Source organism: Paenibacillus sp. RS8 (genome assembly GCF_041956825.1).
Classification (GTDB): Bacteria; Bacillota; Bacilli; order Paenibacillales; family Paenibacillaceae; genus Paenibacillus_AQ.
The window spans coordinates 1934534-1953954 of record NZ_CP168131.1 but is presented as its reverse complement, the minus strand read 5'-3'; the positions used below and the strand labels follow the sequence as shown (position 1 = coordinate 1953954).

Here is a 19421-nt window from a genome sequence, read left to right as displayed (position 1 = left end):
CGTAAGACTTATAAATTATTATATTTGAACAAATAAGCCCACTGATATTTTCATGGGCTTGTTTGTGTTCATCTATAAGTGTGAATCTAACAGCTATATTCCATAGTGCCTCTGTGTTTCCAAAAGCTCTACTACTGCCTGCTTTGGTACAGGTCTGCTAATCAGGTAGCCTTGAACTTTGTCGCAGCCTATCAACTTGAGGAAATCCATCTGGCTAACCTCTTCTACCCCCTCCGCTACGACCTGTAGTCCCATATTATGCCCCAGCTGTATAATCAACTGCACAAAAGACTTGCTGTTAGCTTCTTCTTCTGAGAGCGAATCAATAAAAGTTTTATCCATCTTGAGTGTTGAAATCGGCAATTGCTGCAAATAACTAAGGGACGAATACCCCGTTCCGAAATCATCCAAGGCGATACTAATGCCCTTAGATTTTAGAAACCGCAGATTACCCAAGATACTCTCATTAAATGATTTCATAAAAATAGACTCCGTAATTTCCAACTCAAGACAGCTTGGCTTTAAACCACTTACAGCCAGACTATCCTGTACCATCTCGATAAAATCGTTCTGGAATAGCTGAATAATCGAAATGTTAACCGATATTTTATAAGGAACACCTGTACGATCTTGAATGCCTTTCATAAAGACGCAAGATTCCCGAAGCACCCATTCACCAATATCGATGATCAGTCTGGAATCCTCAGCAATTTTTATAAATGAAAGCGGAGATACAGAACCAAGCGTTGGACTATTCCAACGAATTAGGGCTTCAAAGCCTGAAATGAATCCGGACTGAATATCCATCTGTGGCTGATAGTATACTTCAAACTCATTATTGTACATAGCACTGCGCAAATGCTTCTCTATATTCATTCGTTCATTAAACGCTGTATGCATCGATTTGTCATAGACTACATAAGTTCCCTTACCATCCTCTTTGGCACGATACATCGCCACATCTGCATTGCTCAGAATTTGTTCGGCCGTCTCCCCATCCTCTGGATAAAAAGAAATTCCGACGCTTAGCGAAACGTATAGATTACTCGCTCCTATCACAAAGGACTGTCTGAACGATCTCATAATACGCTCTGCTAGGTTCAATACATCCTCACGGTCTTCTGTATCCTTAATAAAAACAACAAATTCATCTCCACCTAGCCGTGAGAGCATATCTCCTTCCTGCATCAATGACTGCAATCTCTTACTAGCCTTCTGAATGAGTACATCCCCGGATTTATGACCCAATGTATCGTTGATGTATTTAAAATTATCTGAATCTAGAAATAATAGTGCAAATTTTCCGCCCGGACGCTGTAGGTATTTCTCCATCGACTCCAGAAGGCATAAACGGTTAGGCAAATTGCTAAGCTCATCCACATAAGCCAGGCGATGTATATATTTCTGATTGTCTAGAAGCATATTATATTGCACTTGAAGCTCCTGTTGAGTGGTCGCAAGCTGCTCATAGGTCGCTTCAAGTTCTTGGTAGCTGTTGCTTAGTTTAAGCTCAGCCTGCTTCCGCTCGCTGATATCAATCAAAGAGCCCATGAATAACAGAACTTTATCCCTTGGATTAAGGGTAGCCTTGCCTCTGACTTCAAACCACACAATTTGATTATCTTTGGTAAGCATCCGAAATTCCGTTTCGAAAATAGATGTAATACCTTTCAAGTGATCTCGTTTAATTTTAAGGGTTGAAGCAAGGTCATCGGGATGAACTATACTTAACGCTCCATCTTCAAACGAATTGATTTCATCCTTCGTGTAGCCCATGAGTTCATACCATCGATCTGATAAATTAAAACGTCTCGCCTCCAAATCAAACTCCCACATATATGCACCAGAACCTTCTGAGGTAAGCCGGAAACGTCGTTCACTGATTTGGAGCTTATTAAACTGTTCCTGCAGATCGACCTCTGTCGCTGACAACTCTTCATAAGTAGCTTCTAGTTCCTCATAACTTAGCTGCAGATTTAGCTCATTCTGTTTACGTTCATCGATATCCACACCAACAAGTACAAAGATATCGCCCGCCTGCTTATCTAGCCCTTTTAATAAAGTTGTCCGGAATGAGAAATAGCGCGCTTCAGGTGATTGATCTGGAAGTTTAATTTCTACGTTGCTAACATATTCGAGCCGTATTGCCCGTTCCAGTAGCTCCCGGAAAATAGCAGCACTACCCTTCAGACCATCAATATCCTCAAGATTTACGCCCAGTACCTCTTTCTCTCTTAAACCTGTCATCCGCTCAGCGAACTTGTTAAACCGGACTACTGTTTTATCTGCCTGTACCGCCCAGACCACCATGCCGCTATGCTCTATAACATCCTCAAAAAATTGATGTTCCGAATAAACAGCACGCCGTAAACGATTTATATACAATTTAAGCAGGATTAAACTAAGAATAAGCAGACAGAATAGAACGATTATTCCGTAAGCTATTCTCTTGTGGATCATACCTTTATAATAATCAGAATGAACGTAGAAATAGTTCTGGTACAATTCTTCATAAGCACCCGAATGCTGCAATTCGTTCAATCTCTCGTTAATATAAGAAACCAACTCCGGTGTGGATTTACTGACTGCAAATGCTACATCCCTGGGGTAGAGATCGCTCAATTCCTTTATAATATCCTTCGTTTCCCCCTGTTCATCGAGCAGATAATCGACCACCCCTTGATTCTCAAATAGAAGGTCGATCTCTCCTTTTTCAAGAGCCTTTAAAGCCTCAGGAACCGTTGCATATTCTACGTAATCATTAATCCCTAATTTCCCGTTTAGTACCGTCTCCGAATACTGCCCGTTTCCTAGACCTATCTTATATCGTTCTAGTGTTTTTAAATTAATCTCACCCTCAAGCCCTCGCCTTGCGTAGATGGAAATATAGCTTTTGAAAACAGTGTCTGAAAATAGCACCTCTTGCTTTCGTTTTTCTGTAATTGCCATTAGACCCGCAGTCTCGATATCTCCCTGAACCAGCCGACTATACACATTCTCCAACTTCCCTGTACTATAGTGGACGTCGTAATCCTGCTTCTCAAAGATCAAACTACTCAATTCAATATCAAAACCGGTCATGTACCCATCTTTCTCATATTTATAAGGTGGATATCCCAACTCTACTTGATATTCTATCTCCTTTCTTTCGGCGTGAATGGCAGTAGGAGGTAAGAGCATAAATAGAATGCTAATCAGAAGCAACAGTTTACCCTGCTTCATCGCTCATCCCCCTTTTTACTGATTTTACAGTAATAACCTAAATAATATTCGACAAAATATGGCAATATCCCTGCTATTCACGTCCACGTCACACAATATACGCAAATCCTATCGATGACCCTTCCCTTTGTAATTTATATAAAATTACGGATGCTACATTTTTATATTGCTTTTTAGATGGAAAATGTGGATAATAGCAATAACGAAACAAGTTGATAATGATTATCATTATTAAAGAAGCTATTGATTTCACTTTACTATATTTAAGTTAAAAAGGAGACTGATCACCCATGAACGTTACCTCTACCCGAACAACACTACAGGTTGACGATTATCTGGATCTGCTCAATCTTGCCGTTAAAGTTGGAGATTTAAAATGGCAAAAAGAAATTAAATCCAGATTGCAATACATCCTCTGTCTGCCGACAAGATAGCCCTTCTGAATATTCGCCGCATTCCTTTTAGGGAATGCGGCTTTTTTTGCTGGTATAACTCGCGGACATGTAAGAATAGGAAGATCCCCGGGTCCCTGATGGTTAATGATATAGTATAATTATTAGCATAATATATTGAATACAAAGTCCTTCAGATTGGAGCGTGTCAGCTTGAAAAAGTATATAGCTTTATTCTTATTAATCAGCGTGTTATGGGTACCCGGTGCATATGCCGCCGTAATTCCTACTCAGCAGGGATTAGTTACTGATAGCGCTGGAATGTTTAGCTCCGCAGAAGCGAAATCCATTTCTGCTGCCGCCACTGGGGATCTCGTTACTATGCATGTACTCACCGTAGATTCCTTAAACGGCACTCCAGCCGATAAGTACGCTGATGAAACTTATGCCTCATGGGGACTGTCCACACGCGATATTCTCTTGCTAATCTCCGCTGGCGATCAGTCCATTGAACTGAATTTTAACAACCCAGGCTTTCAAAATTCGTTAAATGCCTGGTCCCAGAATCAGGGGGGGAGCTCAGGAAGTGCTGCCATCACAGCGTTACTTGATACTTATTTCATACCTTATGCCAGAGAAGGCGACTTCGCTGGAGGGACAAAGGCCTTAATTAAAGCGGTCCATTCCATCGGGGATAGCACCGGAAATGCTGGAGGAAACGCAGGAAGTGGCAGTGCAATTGGCAGTACGGACGGCGGTTTAGAGAACGGCACCTCCAGCAATTCAGGAACCTCAGTCAGTTCCGAAAGCCGCTCCAGTAGCTCCATGTTCAAGATTGCTGCCATTGTAATCGGAACCGTACTAATCCTACTTGTGCTCTTTATAGTGATCACAGGTCTACGTCGACGTAAACAGCTAAGCGAGCAACAGGAACAGTTATCCAATTTGCTTGTACAAGCGAATCGAGCATTGGAATCATTAAAGCCATTTCAGGGGATCGTTCAGGGCAAAACCGAGGTGCTGGTAGAAGGCATTTCAAAACGACTGTCTGCAAAACTCGTTGAAATCTCTTCGCTGCAAAGTGATGGGCAAGGTACACAGCCACCCTTCTATCGTCTGAATGCCCTTAAAGCTGCCGTGGAACAATTGCAGCAGATAGAGGCATCCTTCCGCACAGCGCTTGAGGAGGAAGAGAAGAACATTGCAGTTATCAGTGAAGCAGATCGCAATGTTAAACAACGCATCACAGAGCTTAAAGAGGATACGCCAGAGCTTGAAGAGCAGCTGCAAGATACGGTTAAAGAAACTGGTTATGCACTTCAAGAAATTGTTGAAGAGCTTAAGGAGCTTGCCGAGGAGACCTCAAAAGCAGATCAATTAGAGCTCTTTGACCCTATTGCTGCACAAGAAATTACCGAGGATGCGCAAGAGCGCCAAGAAAAAATTGAACAAGACCTGAAGGATGTTGATCTCTATGATGATAAGCTAAACCATTTCCCTACGGTATTAGCTGCATCGCGTGCGAAAATCACAAGCATCATCGAACAGAATTCACTCCATAACATGAAGATAAAACCGTATGACCATCTGGAGCAGGCCCGGGTAGAGTCGCTGACTCTTGAAGCACCGCTACGCGCAGGAGATATGGATGAGGTGCGCAGGATTGGCGCCAATCTTGATCTTCTCCTGGATGAGGCTGTTGCTATGACAGAACAACAAGCACTTCTTCGGCAGAATAACCGCAGAGATTTAGAGACATTCCGCACCGAATGGAGCCAATTAAAGCAGCGGCGAGACGGACTGCAGAGCCGGATTACAGAAGCACGAATATATTTTGAAGAACAACATGTAGCAACTGTGGAGAACATTTTAACAGAGTGGAGCACTCGCCTTCGGGAGGGTGCAAGTGAAGTGGCGCAGATTGAGAATTGGACCAGCGATGAACGCGGGGAATATGACAAGGCCCACAATGCGCTTGAGCAGTTGCTATCCTTACTGGATGAGGCTGCAAGACAGTTCGATGGCGTCTCGGAGAGTCTAAATGCACTCCATGAAAGACTGGATAAGGTCACTCGCCTGTTCTCTGAAGGGCAAAGCCGGGTGGAAACCACCCAGCGAATGCTGCATAGCAGAGGGTTATCATCTAAAATTCGCTTCGAGCTATCCTTATTGCCAGAATTCAGTGCACTGGAGCATCGCCTGACGTCCCGGCCTTACAATCTTGAGGAACTGGAATCCCTAAGCCGTTCTTATGATTCGCAGATCACTTCCTTTGTAAATGAAGCGAACCGACTCGTTCGCCAGAAGGAAGAGGAAGAACGGCTAGCCCAATTAGCTATGATGAGAGAACAGCAACGTCGTGCACAAGCCCGCAAACGGATGTCCTCTGGTCCTCCTTCCTCGGGCGGATTTGGTGGAGGACGTTCCTCCGGTGGTTCTTCCTGGGGCGGAGGCGGCGGTGGTGGCAAATCCTCCGGCGGCTCTTCTTGGGGTGGCGGCGGAGGAAAGTCCGGCCGAAATTCATCAGGCGGATCCAAGTGGTAGTCCATCTCCATAATAAAAGACTCTTCCAGCCTGCTTGGGCGGAAGAGTCTTTTATTATGAATTAAGGCTTGTACGACGGAGTTATAGCCAAGATAAGCCCTTTATTTTATCGGCAGATAAATCGTAACAGTTGTACCTACACCCTCTTCACTAGCTATGACCACGCGGCCTCTATGTGCAGAAACTATTTTTTTTACAATCATGATTCCAAGTCCATTACCGTCACCTCTGGTCGTGTGGAAAGGCTGACCTAATTTATCCAACACTTCCTGGTTCATACCCTCTCCGTTGTCTGTGAAGGTAATCGTCTGGTATCCATTCTCCACATCTAGAGCTACTGTAATGCTTCCACCAAAAGGCAAGGCTTCCATTGAGTTTCTTAGGATGTTTAGGAAGATTTGTTTGATCTGATTGCGGTCACACAAGATTGTGGCATCATTATGGAATTGCGTGTTTAACGATATATTATTCATCTCCACTTGAATTGCAAAGATGCTAAGCACTTCCTCCAGAATCGCACTACATTGTTCTATCCTATAATGCGCAGCCTGCGGTCTACCCAGTATAAGGAACTCACTCACAATGAGGTTCATTCTTTCCACTTCTGACATAATAAGATCATAATGGAGCAGTTTCGAATCTTTATTGGCCAGTTGAAGCATCCCTTTAACTGTGGTCAGCGGATTTCGAATCTCATGCGCAATACTCATGGCCAGTTGTCCAGCGACCACTAGCTTCTCTGTATTGCGCAGCACTTCTTCCGTTTTTTTCATCTCTGTAATATTACGAAGACTCCCAATCACACGAGCCAAGCATGCATTCGAGTCGTAAACCGGAAGCACATCCAGCATATAATGCTCAAACAAACCGTTACTTTCTTGAATCACTTCCAGCCCAGCACATGCCTCTTGCTGAAGAATGACATGCTGAAAATAAGAGCCCACATTCCGAATTTCAAAAACACTGGCACCGATAACAGATTCTTGATGTTCACCATCCAAATGAAGCATATTTAAGCAGTTCTCATTTATATTGACGATCGTTCCGAGTTCATCCGTTATAATAACGCCTAAGTAATTAGTATCCAATAGGATTCGGTTTAAAAGCTGAAGCTCAGCATTTCCTCTACGCAGCAAAATTTCGCGTTCGATGGAGTCAGCCATGGTACAGAGCAAAGGTAATAGGTGGGGATGAGCCACATCTATATCCGCCATAAATGATATCGTCCCCAAAATCTCACGCCCATCCTCTTTATAAAAAGGAGCCGTACAGCACACTAAACGATGAAGAATATGATGATAATGGTCTTGCCCCTTCAACTGAAAAGGCCGCTGATATTCGAGACACAAAGCAATCGAATTCGTACCCACTTCTTTGTTTAGCTGCACACCTTCTTTGATACCAATCTGCCCTACGAGATCAATAATCGTCGGATCTCCTTTGAACGCCAATAGATAACCTGCATCATCCGATATCGTAACAAGGATCGGATTGCCTTTTACTGAAGAAAGAAACTTATTCACAAAAAAATCGATAACTTCAATCACTTCACTATATACATGGAGTTGTGACCCCAATTCATCTGCAGCATAACATTTTGGAAAAATAGGAGGCTGCTCAGGGTCTATTCCTTGATCAATGCAATGCTGATTGGAAGCCTTAATAATAGTCTCATCCGTCAGTATCCCTGTTGTCTTTTCCAAAGCCTTACCCCATTCTGTATGAATCTTCAATTTTGTAATACTAATATGTATTCTACTTCTTTCCCTCTAATCCTTTTGAACCCTAAAAAATCAAAAAATCCCAATGGCGAATAAATTTCTTGCAGCACAAAAAAACTCCGCCCTTTTAGAGAGCGAAGTTACGCGTTAACCGAGTTTCTTAGTGCTTTGTATCGTCCAGAAAAGGTTTGTTCACATAATAATACATAACCCCCATCAGAACTCCACCACCAATTAGATTGCCGATTGTAACAGGCACAAGATTATGTACCACACCGGCCCACGAAACCGTTCCAGGATGGTCAAGGACCAATGCAATCGCAAAGGTACACATATTAGCAATACTATGCTCATAACCGGAGATAAAAAAACAGAATACGAATAAGACCATTGCGAACATCCTAGCCCCATCGCCTTTAATATTCATCGGTATGAAAAAAGCCATACACACGAGCCAGTTACAGAGGATAGCACGGAAAAAAAGCTGACCTGCCGGAGCCCCCATTTTATGCTCAACCACATATAGCAAAAATCCATTTACATCAGAACTGTAAAACAGTCCTGTTAAAAAAATCAATAATGCAAATACAGCAGCACCAAGGATATTACCGATATAACTCATAACCCACATGCGTACAACCTCGGACCATTTCATTTTACGTCTCAAAGCTGTATACGTGTAATAAAAGGTATCTCCGGTAAATAAGTCCCCTCCACCGTATGAGATAAGGATAATCGCTGCTCCAAAAGTAATTGCAGCCATCGGATACGCAAATGGGGAATGCTCCATATAGAAATAGTTACCTGTCTTGAAGGCTACAATTACACCAAACCCGATAAACATACTGGCCAGCATGGCTCTGGCAATATAACGCATTATACTTTGCCGAAAGATTTTCTGTTTCTTGAGTGCCAATTGTTCAACCTGAAGCAGCGCCTCGTTCTCCATGTGACCTCCTTAGGGATTTTGGTATTTCCAGCTAGTTAAGGGCTAATCGTACAGCCTTGAGTTATTATACCCAATAACCCGCTGGAAATTACTTGAACCAAGTTGTGGTTGAAAATCCCCGAATTTCTTAGAGGAATTGATGTTAATTCCCGCTAACTGTCGTCATTCAATTTGGCTATCGCTTCTGCTTTTTCGCTGCTGGCTACGATGATAAGCACGAGTATCAAACACCCTAAGATCATATGCCTATCCCCACTTTCTACACATGTAGTCTTGTGACAACTTATGTATGAAGATAGGGCTTTATGATTGCTGTGAGTTCTTGTTCCCTTATTAGTCTTTCAGGACCCCTGTGTAATAGCTTATTGCCTTATAATCTTTATCATAAAAAATAACGATATATTCTTCTGTCTGTCCATTTAAAGCCGGATCAGAAGAATTGAAAACGGCCATTCCTTGATAGACCTGATTCAAATTCTTGACCACATTTTCGACCGTAAAAGCTTGTTCTTTTTCCAGCATCGATCTTGATGTGACTGTGAAATATACAGCCTCCCGGTGTGCGCGTACGTAGTTTTGGACATCAATAAAGTCTACACGTCCGCCGTTGCCATAATGACGTTCCATAGTCACTCCATCCAACACTTGAACCGCAGAATTGTCCCATGCTGGAGAAAGGGCTGAAAAGTTCATCTGCTTTGTCGTATAGCGCAGTGGCTTATCTGCCTTATCGTAATAAACTATCGTTACGTTATAATCACCTATCTTATCCCGAATAGGCAGTAGTATTTTATTAATCTCCGAAAAAGCATATTTACCGTAAATACTAGGAGCCTCTAAATCGTTCCCAGTGATCGGATTTTTAGTAATATAGTAAGAAAAGCTTCCAATCTCTCTTCTTAAAGTATCCGGGAAGTCTATAGTATACGCATTAACTAACGTACCGTTGAGGTGAAATTCTCTAATACCAATATAGGAAGAGACAAGCGCGAGGTTCTGTAACGGCCCTGATTTCTTAAGTTTTTCAAGAGTTTCTTGAGCATTCATAAGTTTCACTTTACGCCGTTCACTAATCCTCCCACGGAGTGATTCATTAAGTGCCTCATAGGCTCTAGTGGCCCTATTTATAGTATCCTCTTCCTTCAACCCTAGACTGATCGGAATATCGTCAATCCTCTTCTCGGCGGCTTCAACTGCCAATTCGTCACTTAATTGAACTTTTCCTTCGTAATAAGCGATAGCCTTCAAATTGGTGTCATAGAACACAATCATATATTCTGCTTCATTGTAGGTTTTATAGTTATAATAGGATTCGTAAACAATAGGAATATACCCTGGTGATGATGCCCCGCCGGAAGAATAAGTAGTTTCAACCACTCTAATTCGATTGCTTTTGTATAAAGTACGCGAGGCAGAAATACTATCATTAAGTTGAGGGTTCTGATCCAAATCCTTGTAATACTTAGGATAAATCGTATAAGAAACCGCATTACCATTTAACTGTGCAAAAGCATTTGTAACATCAATAATATCAGAATAGTATTCCCCTGGATTTATCCAACCGTCATAGATAAATTTTTCTTGTGTAATGGTTACTCCACTTTCTAACTTCACCATGTCACTGGCTTGCTCCGTTTGCGAGAACTTCAAGTTCATCTTTTGGGTGTAGTATCCTGTAATTTCTTCTTTATGGTTTCTAACAACAACCGATACATACTTTTCTCCATCTCCACCTCCATCTATATAACTAGAAGACACCGTGATTTCGGGCATAAGTCGAGCTGTATAACCGGACATAGTTATATATGAGTTAAGATTAGTAAGGCCCCAGCGGAGATCCCTGTCATTAATCGGCTCGGATGTAATATAGTAAGTGATCTGATCATTTTGATTCACTATTGTGTCAAAAACTTTACTAAAGTCAACTTTCAGATAAACGGAATTTGTGACTGACTCATTTGGAGTAGATGTAATATGAATATCTAAGGCGGGCAATTCTTTTATAGGCATTGTAGGTTCAGGGGTTGACGTTGGTGAAGCAGTGGGTGTGGGTGTAGCGGTTGGAGTAGAAGTTGCCTCAGATTGACCACCACCAGCACCACCAGCACCACCAGCACCACCACCTCCTCCGCCACCACTGCCTCCGCCAGCGGATGCTGCAGTTGCCGTTGCCGTTGGCGCAACACTAGGCAAAGAAGTTGTAACTGGAGAAGCTGTCGGCAACACTATATGTGTAAGAGCCTCAGCGGAATCAATCAGTGTCAAGGACTCTGCACGGGTTAATGCCTGTCCAGGCGCAAAAGTCCCATTAGGGTATCCTTTCAGAACACCGGCTTTAACTGCTGAAGCAACGCTTTCTTTGCTCCATGCAGCAATTTGTCCAGCATCGCTAAACACCTTCAGCTCATCAACACTCCCCCCTTCCAGTTTCAACAGTCTGCTAATAATGACTGCTGCTTCCTGGCGGTTAATTGGAGCATTCGGACGCATCTCGTTGTTAAATCCTTGGATATATCCGGCTTCAACTGCTCTCGCTATCTCATTATATGCCCAGTTAGTAGAAGGCACATCATCGTAACTAATCTTAGCTAGCTTCGTATAATTAAACGCACGGTTGACCAATGTCATAAACTCAGCTCTTGTTATGGTTTGATTTGGCTTTACAGAGCCATCTTCAAAACCCTTCAACTTGCCGCTGTCTAACCAGCTATCAATAGCTTTTTGAGCCCAATGGCCTTCGTAATCCTTGCTATTTTGTGCTGTTACTACCCCTAAAGAACTAAAAAGCATACTTACGCCCAGTGCACCAGCTAATATTCCCCTAAACTTTCTGCCCATCCATTTACCCCTCCCAATAGGTATGCCCGTTTCTCTTGAAACAGCGCATGATAAAGCCGATCCTTTCATCTTAGGTGCACCTGAGCATCAATAAATCCATCAGATCTTTACCATAATATCTCATGATAAAATTTTAGTAAATTGGAATATATTATAACTAATGTTGAAAAAAGAACAAAGAAAAAAGCCTGCTGAAAAATTCAACAGGCTTTACATCCTATACTGTGTATTCATGCGAATTTCAGAAACAATTAGTTCAAGAAGCTGCTAAGTTGACTCTCAGCCTCTCCTTGCTTCAGCGCCTGCGGCTTGTCCGCCTCATTCAATCCTAAACGATTGCCTAGTTGAGTATTGATTGCCGTCATTTTAGACGTATAATCCTGGCAGCTTTCAATAATACGACGGTTAGACTGTTCTGAAGTGTCTAAAGCGCTAAGCAAATCGCCGATCGCTTGGTTCACAGCTTCCATGGACATAGAAGGCTTAGATAGCAACTCGGTTGTTTTCTCCGTAGTGGTACGCAGTAGACGTGCATTTTCTTTAAATTGATCTTCAATCGTCTTATTCGTCGCTTCAACAGCGTTGATGACGTTCTCCTGATCCGCTAACGACATCGCAATCATTGCCGATACTGTAATTAAATTAGATGTCTTATCAATGGCGTTATTCACAGAATCAATCAACTTATCATTATTGTCGTTGATGATATCTGTAGCAGCAATCGCTTGATTGTACAGCAGAATCATCTCTGTCATCGACTGAATACGAACCATCACTTTACGCAGACCACGCTCAAGATACGCTTTACGGAACTCATTCTCTGGCTTCGCGATCTCCACCTCGAACAGCTCTTTCAGCTTATTGCCGAAGGCAATTTTGGTCTGTAGGTTATAAATTTCTTCCATGGAGGTACGTTTTAGCTGACGCATATTCACAATGCTCTCTTCGAGGGTATCTCTACCGTCGCGAAGCCCTGTAACAATGGCATCAATGTTCGTGCGGACCGACTGATATTTGTACACATAGTTCTTCATCGGACTCTTACGCAGCATCTTGCCGAAGAAGCTCACATTCTTACTCTGCTGCAGATTCTCACATTCGTTCCGCAGTTTCATAATCATGTTAGGCACTTCAACACGTTTGCCTGACATCAGGTCATTCACTGGACGATCCAGCAGCTTCAAGGTTTGTCCTGCTTTTTCCTGCGTCTTAACTCCAAGCTTACCGATATCATCCATCAAGGAATCTAGTGTAACAGTATCCGTTTGGGATACCTTTTCAATTAATTGTGCCGCTTCCTCGACTACCTTTTGTTCATCTTCTTTTTTTAATTGGATCAACTGCGTGGACATGGGATTCCCTCCTATAGTTCGGAACTGCTGTACCGCTGATGAATCAGTTCCGCCTTCGTCTGAAGTTCCATCAGGTCTTTATGTTCGATCGTGGACGCAATATCCGATATTTTGGAATCGACATCTCTTAGACCGTTCAGCAGCATTCTCCGATTCTTCGTCTTTGCTTCACCGCCTAGGCGTAAGAACGGATTGATTACACCATTTAAATCCTTCAGAATCAATCTGCGGACCGTATGATTAATCTCGCCGTTATTCAGCTCCTGCAGCAGTGGAATTACACGTTGAAGCCTCGCGAAGAGCGCCAATGATTTCTCGACAATTTCATTGTCCAGCGTATCCTTCTGCCCTTCTGAGATAATCATATCTTCCAGAATGCTAAGATACTCCACAACCGGAGCGAACTCCGGTCCAATCTTCACAGCGTCCTCCGTTTTACCGTCATAGCCGTGAATACCTGATGTAGTATCATTTGCTGCGTTGCTTAATTGTGGAGCGCTCGCAGCGGGCGGCGGAGCAATTGGTGCCGTCACGGGACCTGCTGGCAACACCTCCGCCGGTAGATTAGTTCTTGGACTTCTCGTGACTAGAGCACCTATCCCTGCACCCGCTAAAGGCAACAGCAAAGAGATGAACTCAGGCAGAAGAGAGCTCGTTAATACAGCGACAACATAACCGATACCGGCGTAAAGTAATACTTTTGATTTAAACTGAATTGTTCTCACCTCTTGTGAGCGACTTTATGAACGCTCAATTCACGGCGTCCGAAATGACGGATTGGCCGTTTATTTTCATAATCATCGGTTGCTCCAGGTGGCTGGCCAGTACATCTCCTTCAAAATTCATAGGCTGAACCTCGCCACCGAGGGCACTTTTGACGGCTAAATAAGGAAAGTTAATCCCTGACAAACATGACATATGCAGTCCACCGGACATTCGCGGGTTAATTTCCAACAGCTTTGGAGTATCTCCATTGTATTTCATTTGAATATTGAAATTGAAGGGGATCTTGTAAACTTCTGCAACTCTAGCTGCAATCTCCTCTAGTTCAGGAATATGTTCCATCAATCGCAGACGACCGCCCACTTTTCGACGTGGCACAGCTACTAACAGCTTACCATTCTCATCTGCCAGACAATCTATACTATACTCGTATCCCTCCAGTAATTCCATCACCATCAGATCAGGGAAGGTCTCTTTGCTTGCAAGAATACGATAGGCATCATCAAACGTAATCAATGGAGTTACATACCCAAAAAGCTCTTGAAGAGGATCGCGGGTATTGTCGATAATACGGAAGCCTAACCCACCTTCTGTTTCAGTTGGCTTAAAACAAACACGATGTCCCTTGGCAACAAGGTCCTCGTAAGCATTTTTAAACTGCTCCGCTGTACTAACTACATGATAATCCGGGATACTCATGATGCCCTGCTCACTAACATTCTCGTAAAATTTACCTTTGTCCATAATGGACTCCAGCAGGTCAAGATCTCTACATACCAGAACCTTTGTACCAATCGCATCAAACATTGCCGCATGGAGAGCAATATCAAGCATATGCAAGCGTGGAATAAAAACATCGATCTCATTACGCCGACAGAAATCAACGCAAAACTGAACATATTCTATTCCCTTCAGCGCCGGCTCGGTTTCAGCAAAGTCAGCACCTTGTAGCGACATATGGCGGATATCCGGGTGTGTCGCAAAGATTTGAACCGGTATACCATCCTCGTTATTGCGGAGGAGATTCATATAATGGTAAGCCACGGAAAACCAACGATTGAAATAAATATTTACCTTTTTCATAGTGGCCCCACTCCCAATGCAGTTAGATTATTATAGATCATATTTACATACTGCAAAATCTCATCTCCAGCAAATACACCTGATTCTTTCGTAAACGGATACCTTGATTTTACAAGACCACTCTGTTGCTCTGCAAATATTTCACCATGGCAGGGGGCAATAGCATAGTCAGCACTCTCAAGGAGACTCTTATCTAGCAAGGAATCTCCAGAAGCTACCATAGGCTCAGAGCGAACGGTGCGCCGCAGATGAAGTATAGCGTCGCTTTTGTTCACGGCTGCCGGCACAGCGTACAGCTTGCGGCCTTGTAAAGAAACTCTCCAGCCGAGATTATAGAGCCGATCTGATAGATTAGTGATTTCATCTAAAGGTAACTGATCCCGATAAACCATGAAGGAGTAGAATAGATCATCACAATAATTCTCACTAATGATCCAATCCTCACGTACAACTGCCTTGATATATGATCTAACCTCTTCAGCCCCAGCAGAGTGACGAGCTACCAACCTACCGATTGATTCTCTCCATTCCTTATCGACAACTCCACCGATTAGAATATTCCCCCCATTGCTTGTAACGGCATAGTCAGGTATGACCGTTTCTTGAAACAGATTAATACGCTTGTATTGTTGTACCGTACGCGTAGTAACCGGGACAAAAATAACCCGTATGGTAAGATCGAGTAGCTGATTTAATGCTTGCTGCGAAATGTAAGATCTCGTCTTCCCCTCGATAATTTCCGCCGGAATTAGACCCGGAGTATTCTCAGGAACACCAATTGCACCTAAAGAATAGATCAAAGTACGATCTAGATCACTGGCATATATCATTCCGTCTCCCCTTTCAGCGGTTTAATTATTCCGCAACAGGAGTACGTCATTCCAGGAAAGATCTCAACAGGAACGCCCCGGTCCTTCGCTAAGAGAAGAATATGCTTTAGATTCGGATTATCCATAGTATCGACAAGAATTTTCCAAGGTACTCTGCGCAGTAATACGCGTGTTGTTTCTCCGACTCCCGGCTTTATCAGATTGATGTTATCTATGCCGAAAGTTTCCTGAATACTCTGAATATCACGAAGACCCTGCCAAGTGATTTCGGGCGGATGCTCCAGCATCTGTTCGCAGGCGCTCTTCGCTTCTGCTACTACGGAAGAGAAATACGGACAGATTGTATCAATAAATACATTGGACTCGTCCGCATTCAGCCACTCCTTATAAAACTTTGAGCCGTGAAAATCCTCAGGACCAATGAGATCAGCGTGTAACACCGTTCGGCTCATCAATCCTGAAACAGTAGAGTTTAAGCAGGCGCTAGGAATGAGATAGTCCTCTCTAGTCCCAAACATGCCTGCGCAGTTTCCAGGGTCAGCCAATACGGCAAGATCATCATTTAAGCGAATACCATACTTCTCATAGAGGCTGTTGCAAGAATCAATCAGCACCCCACGGATAGCCCCTTTTCCTGTCCATCCATCGACAAACTGCAAATCAGAATCAAGTCCATGCTTCTGCAGAATATAGAGAATCGCATTCTCATCTATCCCTTTGCCCCGAATAATAGAAATACTATAATGCGGTAGATCTACTTCGTATCTCTCTGCGATATAACGCTTAATCAATATACCAATGGGTGTTCCTGCTCTAGCCAAAGAGACCAGCACACAACCTAGCCCTCTTCTTGCGACAATCATCTCAGAGACAATGGCAACAGCCAAAGCTACCCTCTTAGCCGATTGCTGCAGCGTCTCATGAAACAAGTCAATATACTGCTCGGTAGGCTGATATTCAACAGGCAGCATCTCAGAATAATGGACACCCGATTGAATAGCTTCCTCCCTTACTTCCGTCGCCAGCTCCAGCGATACATCACTAAGATCCTTGAGCAAAAACGTAACATCTGACGGTGGATAGCTCCCTAGCGGAACCGGTTCTGCTATTTGTTTATCCATGACTTTATGTTTACTTGTTCCCTTCATCCTGGGGACCTCCACTTCTTCCTTCAGGAGTCAGTACAATAAGATGCACTTTATGGCGGGCCAGTGCCTTCAGTATATCAAGCATCGGTTTCATTCGTTCATGCGGTACATCACGCTCAATCAGCACGAATATTTCATCATACTGACCAGGGGCTACATTATAAATAAAGTTTGTAATTTCCGGATCACCAGCTGAAGGGTATGCGAAAGCACTATGTACCCCGTAATCTGCCCGATGCTCAGGATGTATTGGACTGCGTGTGGAAGACTGATAGGAAACACCTTCCCCCATCTCAGCCGCTATCCGCATAGGAAGGTACATAAATTCCCCTACACCCATCACAAGAGTCCTAGAATCCACCTCTCGTAGTTCTCTAAGCTGTGCCGCAATCCGGGTGACGCCTTCATCCATCCCATCATTATTCAGCGAATCCAGACCGAATCGGCCGCTGTATTTCACATAAGGAGATGCGTTAGTGTCGCCATATGAATCTATAGATGTCACCTGCAGACGTTCTAAACCGTCCACCACATAAGTAGTCACCACTTCGGCTTCTTCTGAAGACGGACATAAATCTTTGTCATTCCCAGCATGAAGCAAAGGCGTGCCTTTCACTTCAATACTACCTTGCAGTAAACATAAGGACTTAATCCGAATCCCTAGTTCCTGTTCTAATTCGCTATAGGTGTGAAGATTATTACCGCTCCTCCAATCCAAAATAGAAACGACTACGTATTCCTCCCGAGGGAATTTGGACTGAATATCACGGATCGTATTAATTGCTGTATTCCCCGTTGTAATCTCATCATCCACCAGTATAATCGGCTCAGTCCCTGATAATAGTTCAGCATTCAAGGCGTAACATGAATGGTCGACCGCATGTGAATGCTCCTCTTCAAAGCTAACAATCGACTCCAAATCGAGGATATGTTCACGCGTAGTATGAATATATGATGCTGCATCGGCAAACATGTTGTACACACTGTGACCGAGTGCAGTTGCAGTCTCAGCAAAGCCAATAAAAACAACAGGCTTAGGAAGAACTAACCGTGCTCCTAGCAAATGTTGATAGGCTTCCTTGGCAGACTCAGGGTGAATCAGTCCATGCACAGCTTTATTCAATAAGTCATCCATCCTACCCTTATCTGTAGAATCATCGTTCATCTCCTGATATAACAGCAGCGCTAATGCAGCACCACTTAGTAGAGGAGTGTATGGATTAACAGGGATATGTTTGCCAAGCACCTTGCTGACGAACAAAAAGGAGCGCTTCTTATTAATCCGGGCTGCCATGGAGAATAAAGTATCCGCAGGCAAATGAAAGGGATTAGATGTTTCAGTAACCGTGACCTGTAGGTTCTCGACTATGTTATACGTGTGTAAATTCGTTCTCGGGTAATAATCTGACAAAATGCTGTTGTTCATGTAACACCCCGTATATTTGTGATCGTAGTAAAATCCGTTTTGCCCAGTTCAAATGCGGCTTAATCTCGTTCATCTTATTAGAATATTGACTCTTGAAGACTCCTAGGCTACCATCGTTACTCTCTACGATACTGCAGGCATCAACATATTCCTCGTGCATTACCGTGTACATGGCCTGAACAGGTCTGAGGTGTGAGGGATGTATAATTGTCTTGCCCAAGATCCCATTTTCTTTATCTAAAATCACTTCACGAATAAGCCCATCCACGCTGCTAGAAATGTAACTGTTTCGCATGTCGCGGCCGTTTTTACCATAGGTGTCTTCAAACGGAGTCTGTCTTAGCTGTGGCCGAAGCACCCGATGTCCTTTATTCGCAAAATACTCCCAGACCGGTCCGGAAATTACATATCCCTCTTCCACTCTACCAAAGATATTAATAATATCTGATATGCAGTCTCGAATAGGGGTAAGATCATAGATACTAATATCAGGACTTCGACGCAGTCCGAATAAACTAGAAAAATCTGTTGCTCCAATTCTAACGTTCAACACATACTCACGATAGTTCCCTAGCAAATTACGAATAGATAAAAGACTGTCTACCCGGCTCTCGCGGTAAATAATAGGCGCACTTTCCAGGATTGGCATGCCGTATAGCACTGGATCTGAATAGCTGCGCGTTCTATTGTAATCGGCAATCGCCTCAAAATATTGGATTCCATTGTCGACCGAAAACTTAGGAAAAACAAAACCCGTTAACATCGTAACCAAAGATCCTAATCGAAAAATCAGCTGCCGCAGCTGCTCTGGATTACGAACTCGGATGAAAAGAAGCGGAAGACTATCACTCCCGCTTGGCTCATTCTCCTCATATGCGGCGAGAAAAATAAGATGCTGAATGAGAGACTCCTCTGCATGGTCAACCTCGTTATCTCCGATCGCATCCTCCAGATCAATAATAACGGTTACAAGTCCTGCACTTTTAAGCTTCAAAATATCTTCTGGAACACTAGCACGAGTTGCTGGCATATAAAGAGCAGCACCAACAGCATATGCCAACAAATCCTTGCTCGTAGTATTATGGTTAAATGAAATCGGCCGATTATAAAATAAGGCTGTTTCTTGTTCAATCGTCAGGTAATCGAAGTATCTCAAGATGGTTCCCCCTTATAGTTTTGCGAAGCCAAGCAAA

General features: G+C 43.3%; 13 protein-coding genes. 2 read left to right on the top strand and 11 right to left on the bottom strand.

Annotation, left to right across the window (positions count from 1 at the left end):
- Nucleotides 1–93 precede the first annotated feature (93 nt).
- On the bottom strand, nt 94–3222 hold the full coding sequence (locus ACDZ28_RS10010) for an EAL domain-containing protein (protein ID WP_375104559.1): 3129 nt from the start codon (nt 3220–3222) through the stop codon (nt 94–96).
- Nucleotides 3223–3512: 290 nt separating this feature from the next.
- Between ACDZ28_RS10010 and ACDZ28_RS10005 the strand changes: the two genes are divergently transcribed.
- Together ACDZ28_RS10005 and ACDZ28_RS10000 are read left to right on the top strand one after the other, a co-directional pair.
- The gene (locus ACDZ28_RS10005; RefSeq protein WP_167348483.1) at nt 3513–3656 is read left to right on the top strand and encodes a hypothetical protein; all 144 of its coding nucleotides are present in this window, start codon (nt 3513–3515) and stop codon (nt 3654–3656) included.
- Nucleotides 3657–3827: 171 nt separating this feature from the next.
- Nucleotides 3828–6158 carry a septation ring formation regulator EzrA gene (locus ACDZ28_RS10000; protein ID WP_375104558.1) on the top strand — a complete coding sequence of 777 codons (2331 nt, stop codon included), beginning with the start codon at nt 3828–3830 and terminating at the stop codon, nt 6156–6158.
- Nucleotides 6159–6259: 101 nt separating this feature from the next.
- On the opposite strand, the gene ACDZ28_RS09995 is transcribed toward ACDZ28_RS10000, so the two are convergent.
- From ACDZ28_RS09995 to ACDZ28_RS09950, 10 genes are all read right to left on the bottom strand, one after another.
- A complete protein-coding gene (locus tag ACDZ28_RS09995; RefSeq protein WP_249923445.1) occupies nt 6260–7891 on the bottom strand; it encodes an ATP-binding protein in 1632 nt (543 codons plus the stop codon).
- Nucleotides 7892–8039: 148 nt separating this feature from the next.
- A complete protein-coding gene (locus ACDZ28_RS09990; RefSeq protein ID WP_042123548.1) occupies nt 8040–8828 on the bottom strand; it encodes a formate/nitrite transporter family protein in 789 nt (262 codons plus the stop codon).
- Nucleotides 8829–9161: 333 nt separating this feature from the next.
- Nucleotides 9162–11666, bottom strand: coding sequence for an S-layer homology domain-containing protein (locus ACDZ28_RS09985; RefSeq protein WP_375104557.1), 2505 nt, complete (start codon nt 11664–11666; stop codon nt 9162–9164).
- A 251-nt stretch (nt 11667–11917) separates the two neighbouring features.
- Nucleotides 11918–13018, bottom strand: a complete 1101-nt coding sequence (locus ACDZ28_RS09980; RefSeq protein ID WP_042123546.1) for a toxic anion resistance protein — start codon at nt 13016–13018, stop codon at nt 11918–11920.
- A gap of 11 nt (nt 13019–13029) precedes the next feature.
- Entirely contained in the window at nt 13030–13743 is a 714-nt protein-coding gene (locus ACDZ28_RS09975) for a hypothetical protein (protein WP_375104556.1), read from the bottom strand.
- A gap of 25 nt (nt 13744–13768) precedes the next feature.
- Nucleotides 13769–14824: an ATP-grasp domain-containing protein gene (locus tag ACDZ28_RS09970; RefSeq protein ID WP_042123544.1), complete on the bottom strand. Its 1056-nt coding sequence runs from the start codon at nt 14822–14824 to the stop codon at nt 13769–13771.
- A complete protein-coding gene (locus ACDZ28_RS09965) occupies nt 14821–15654 on the bottom strand; it encodes an HAD family hydrolase (protein ID WP_375104555.1) in 834 nt (277 codons plus the stop codon). The genes ACDZ28_RS09970 and ACDZ28_RS09965 overlap by 4 nt, the downstream gene beginning before the upstream one ends.
- Complete coding sequence (locus ACDZ28_RS09960; RefSeq protein WP_042123541.1) at nt 15651–16802, bottom strand: cysteine protease StiP family protein; 1152 nt, start codon at nt 16800–16802, stop codon at nt 15651–15653. Before ACDZ28_RS09960 ends, ACDZ28_RS09965 begins: the two co-directional genes overlap by 4 nt.
- On the bottom strand, nt 16786–18096 hold the full coding sequence (locus ACDZ28_RS09955) for a phosphoribosyltransferase family protein (RefSeq protein WP_042131780.1): 1311 nt from the start codon (nt 18094–18096) through the stop codon (nt 16786–16788). The genes ACDZ28_RS09960 and ACDZ28_RS09955 overlap by 17 nt, the downstream gene beginning before the upstream one ends.
- A gap of 76 nt (nt 18097–18172) precedes the next feature.
- Complete coding sequence (locus ACDZ28_RS09950; RefSeq protein ID WP_231574007.1) at nt 18173–19384, bottom strand: HpcH/HpaI aldolase/citrate lyase family protein; 1212 nt, start codon at nt 19382–19384, stop codon at nt 18173–18175.
- Nucleotides 19385–19421: the final 37 nt, after the last annotated feature.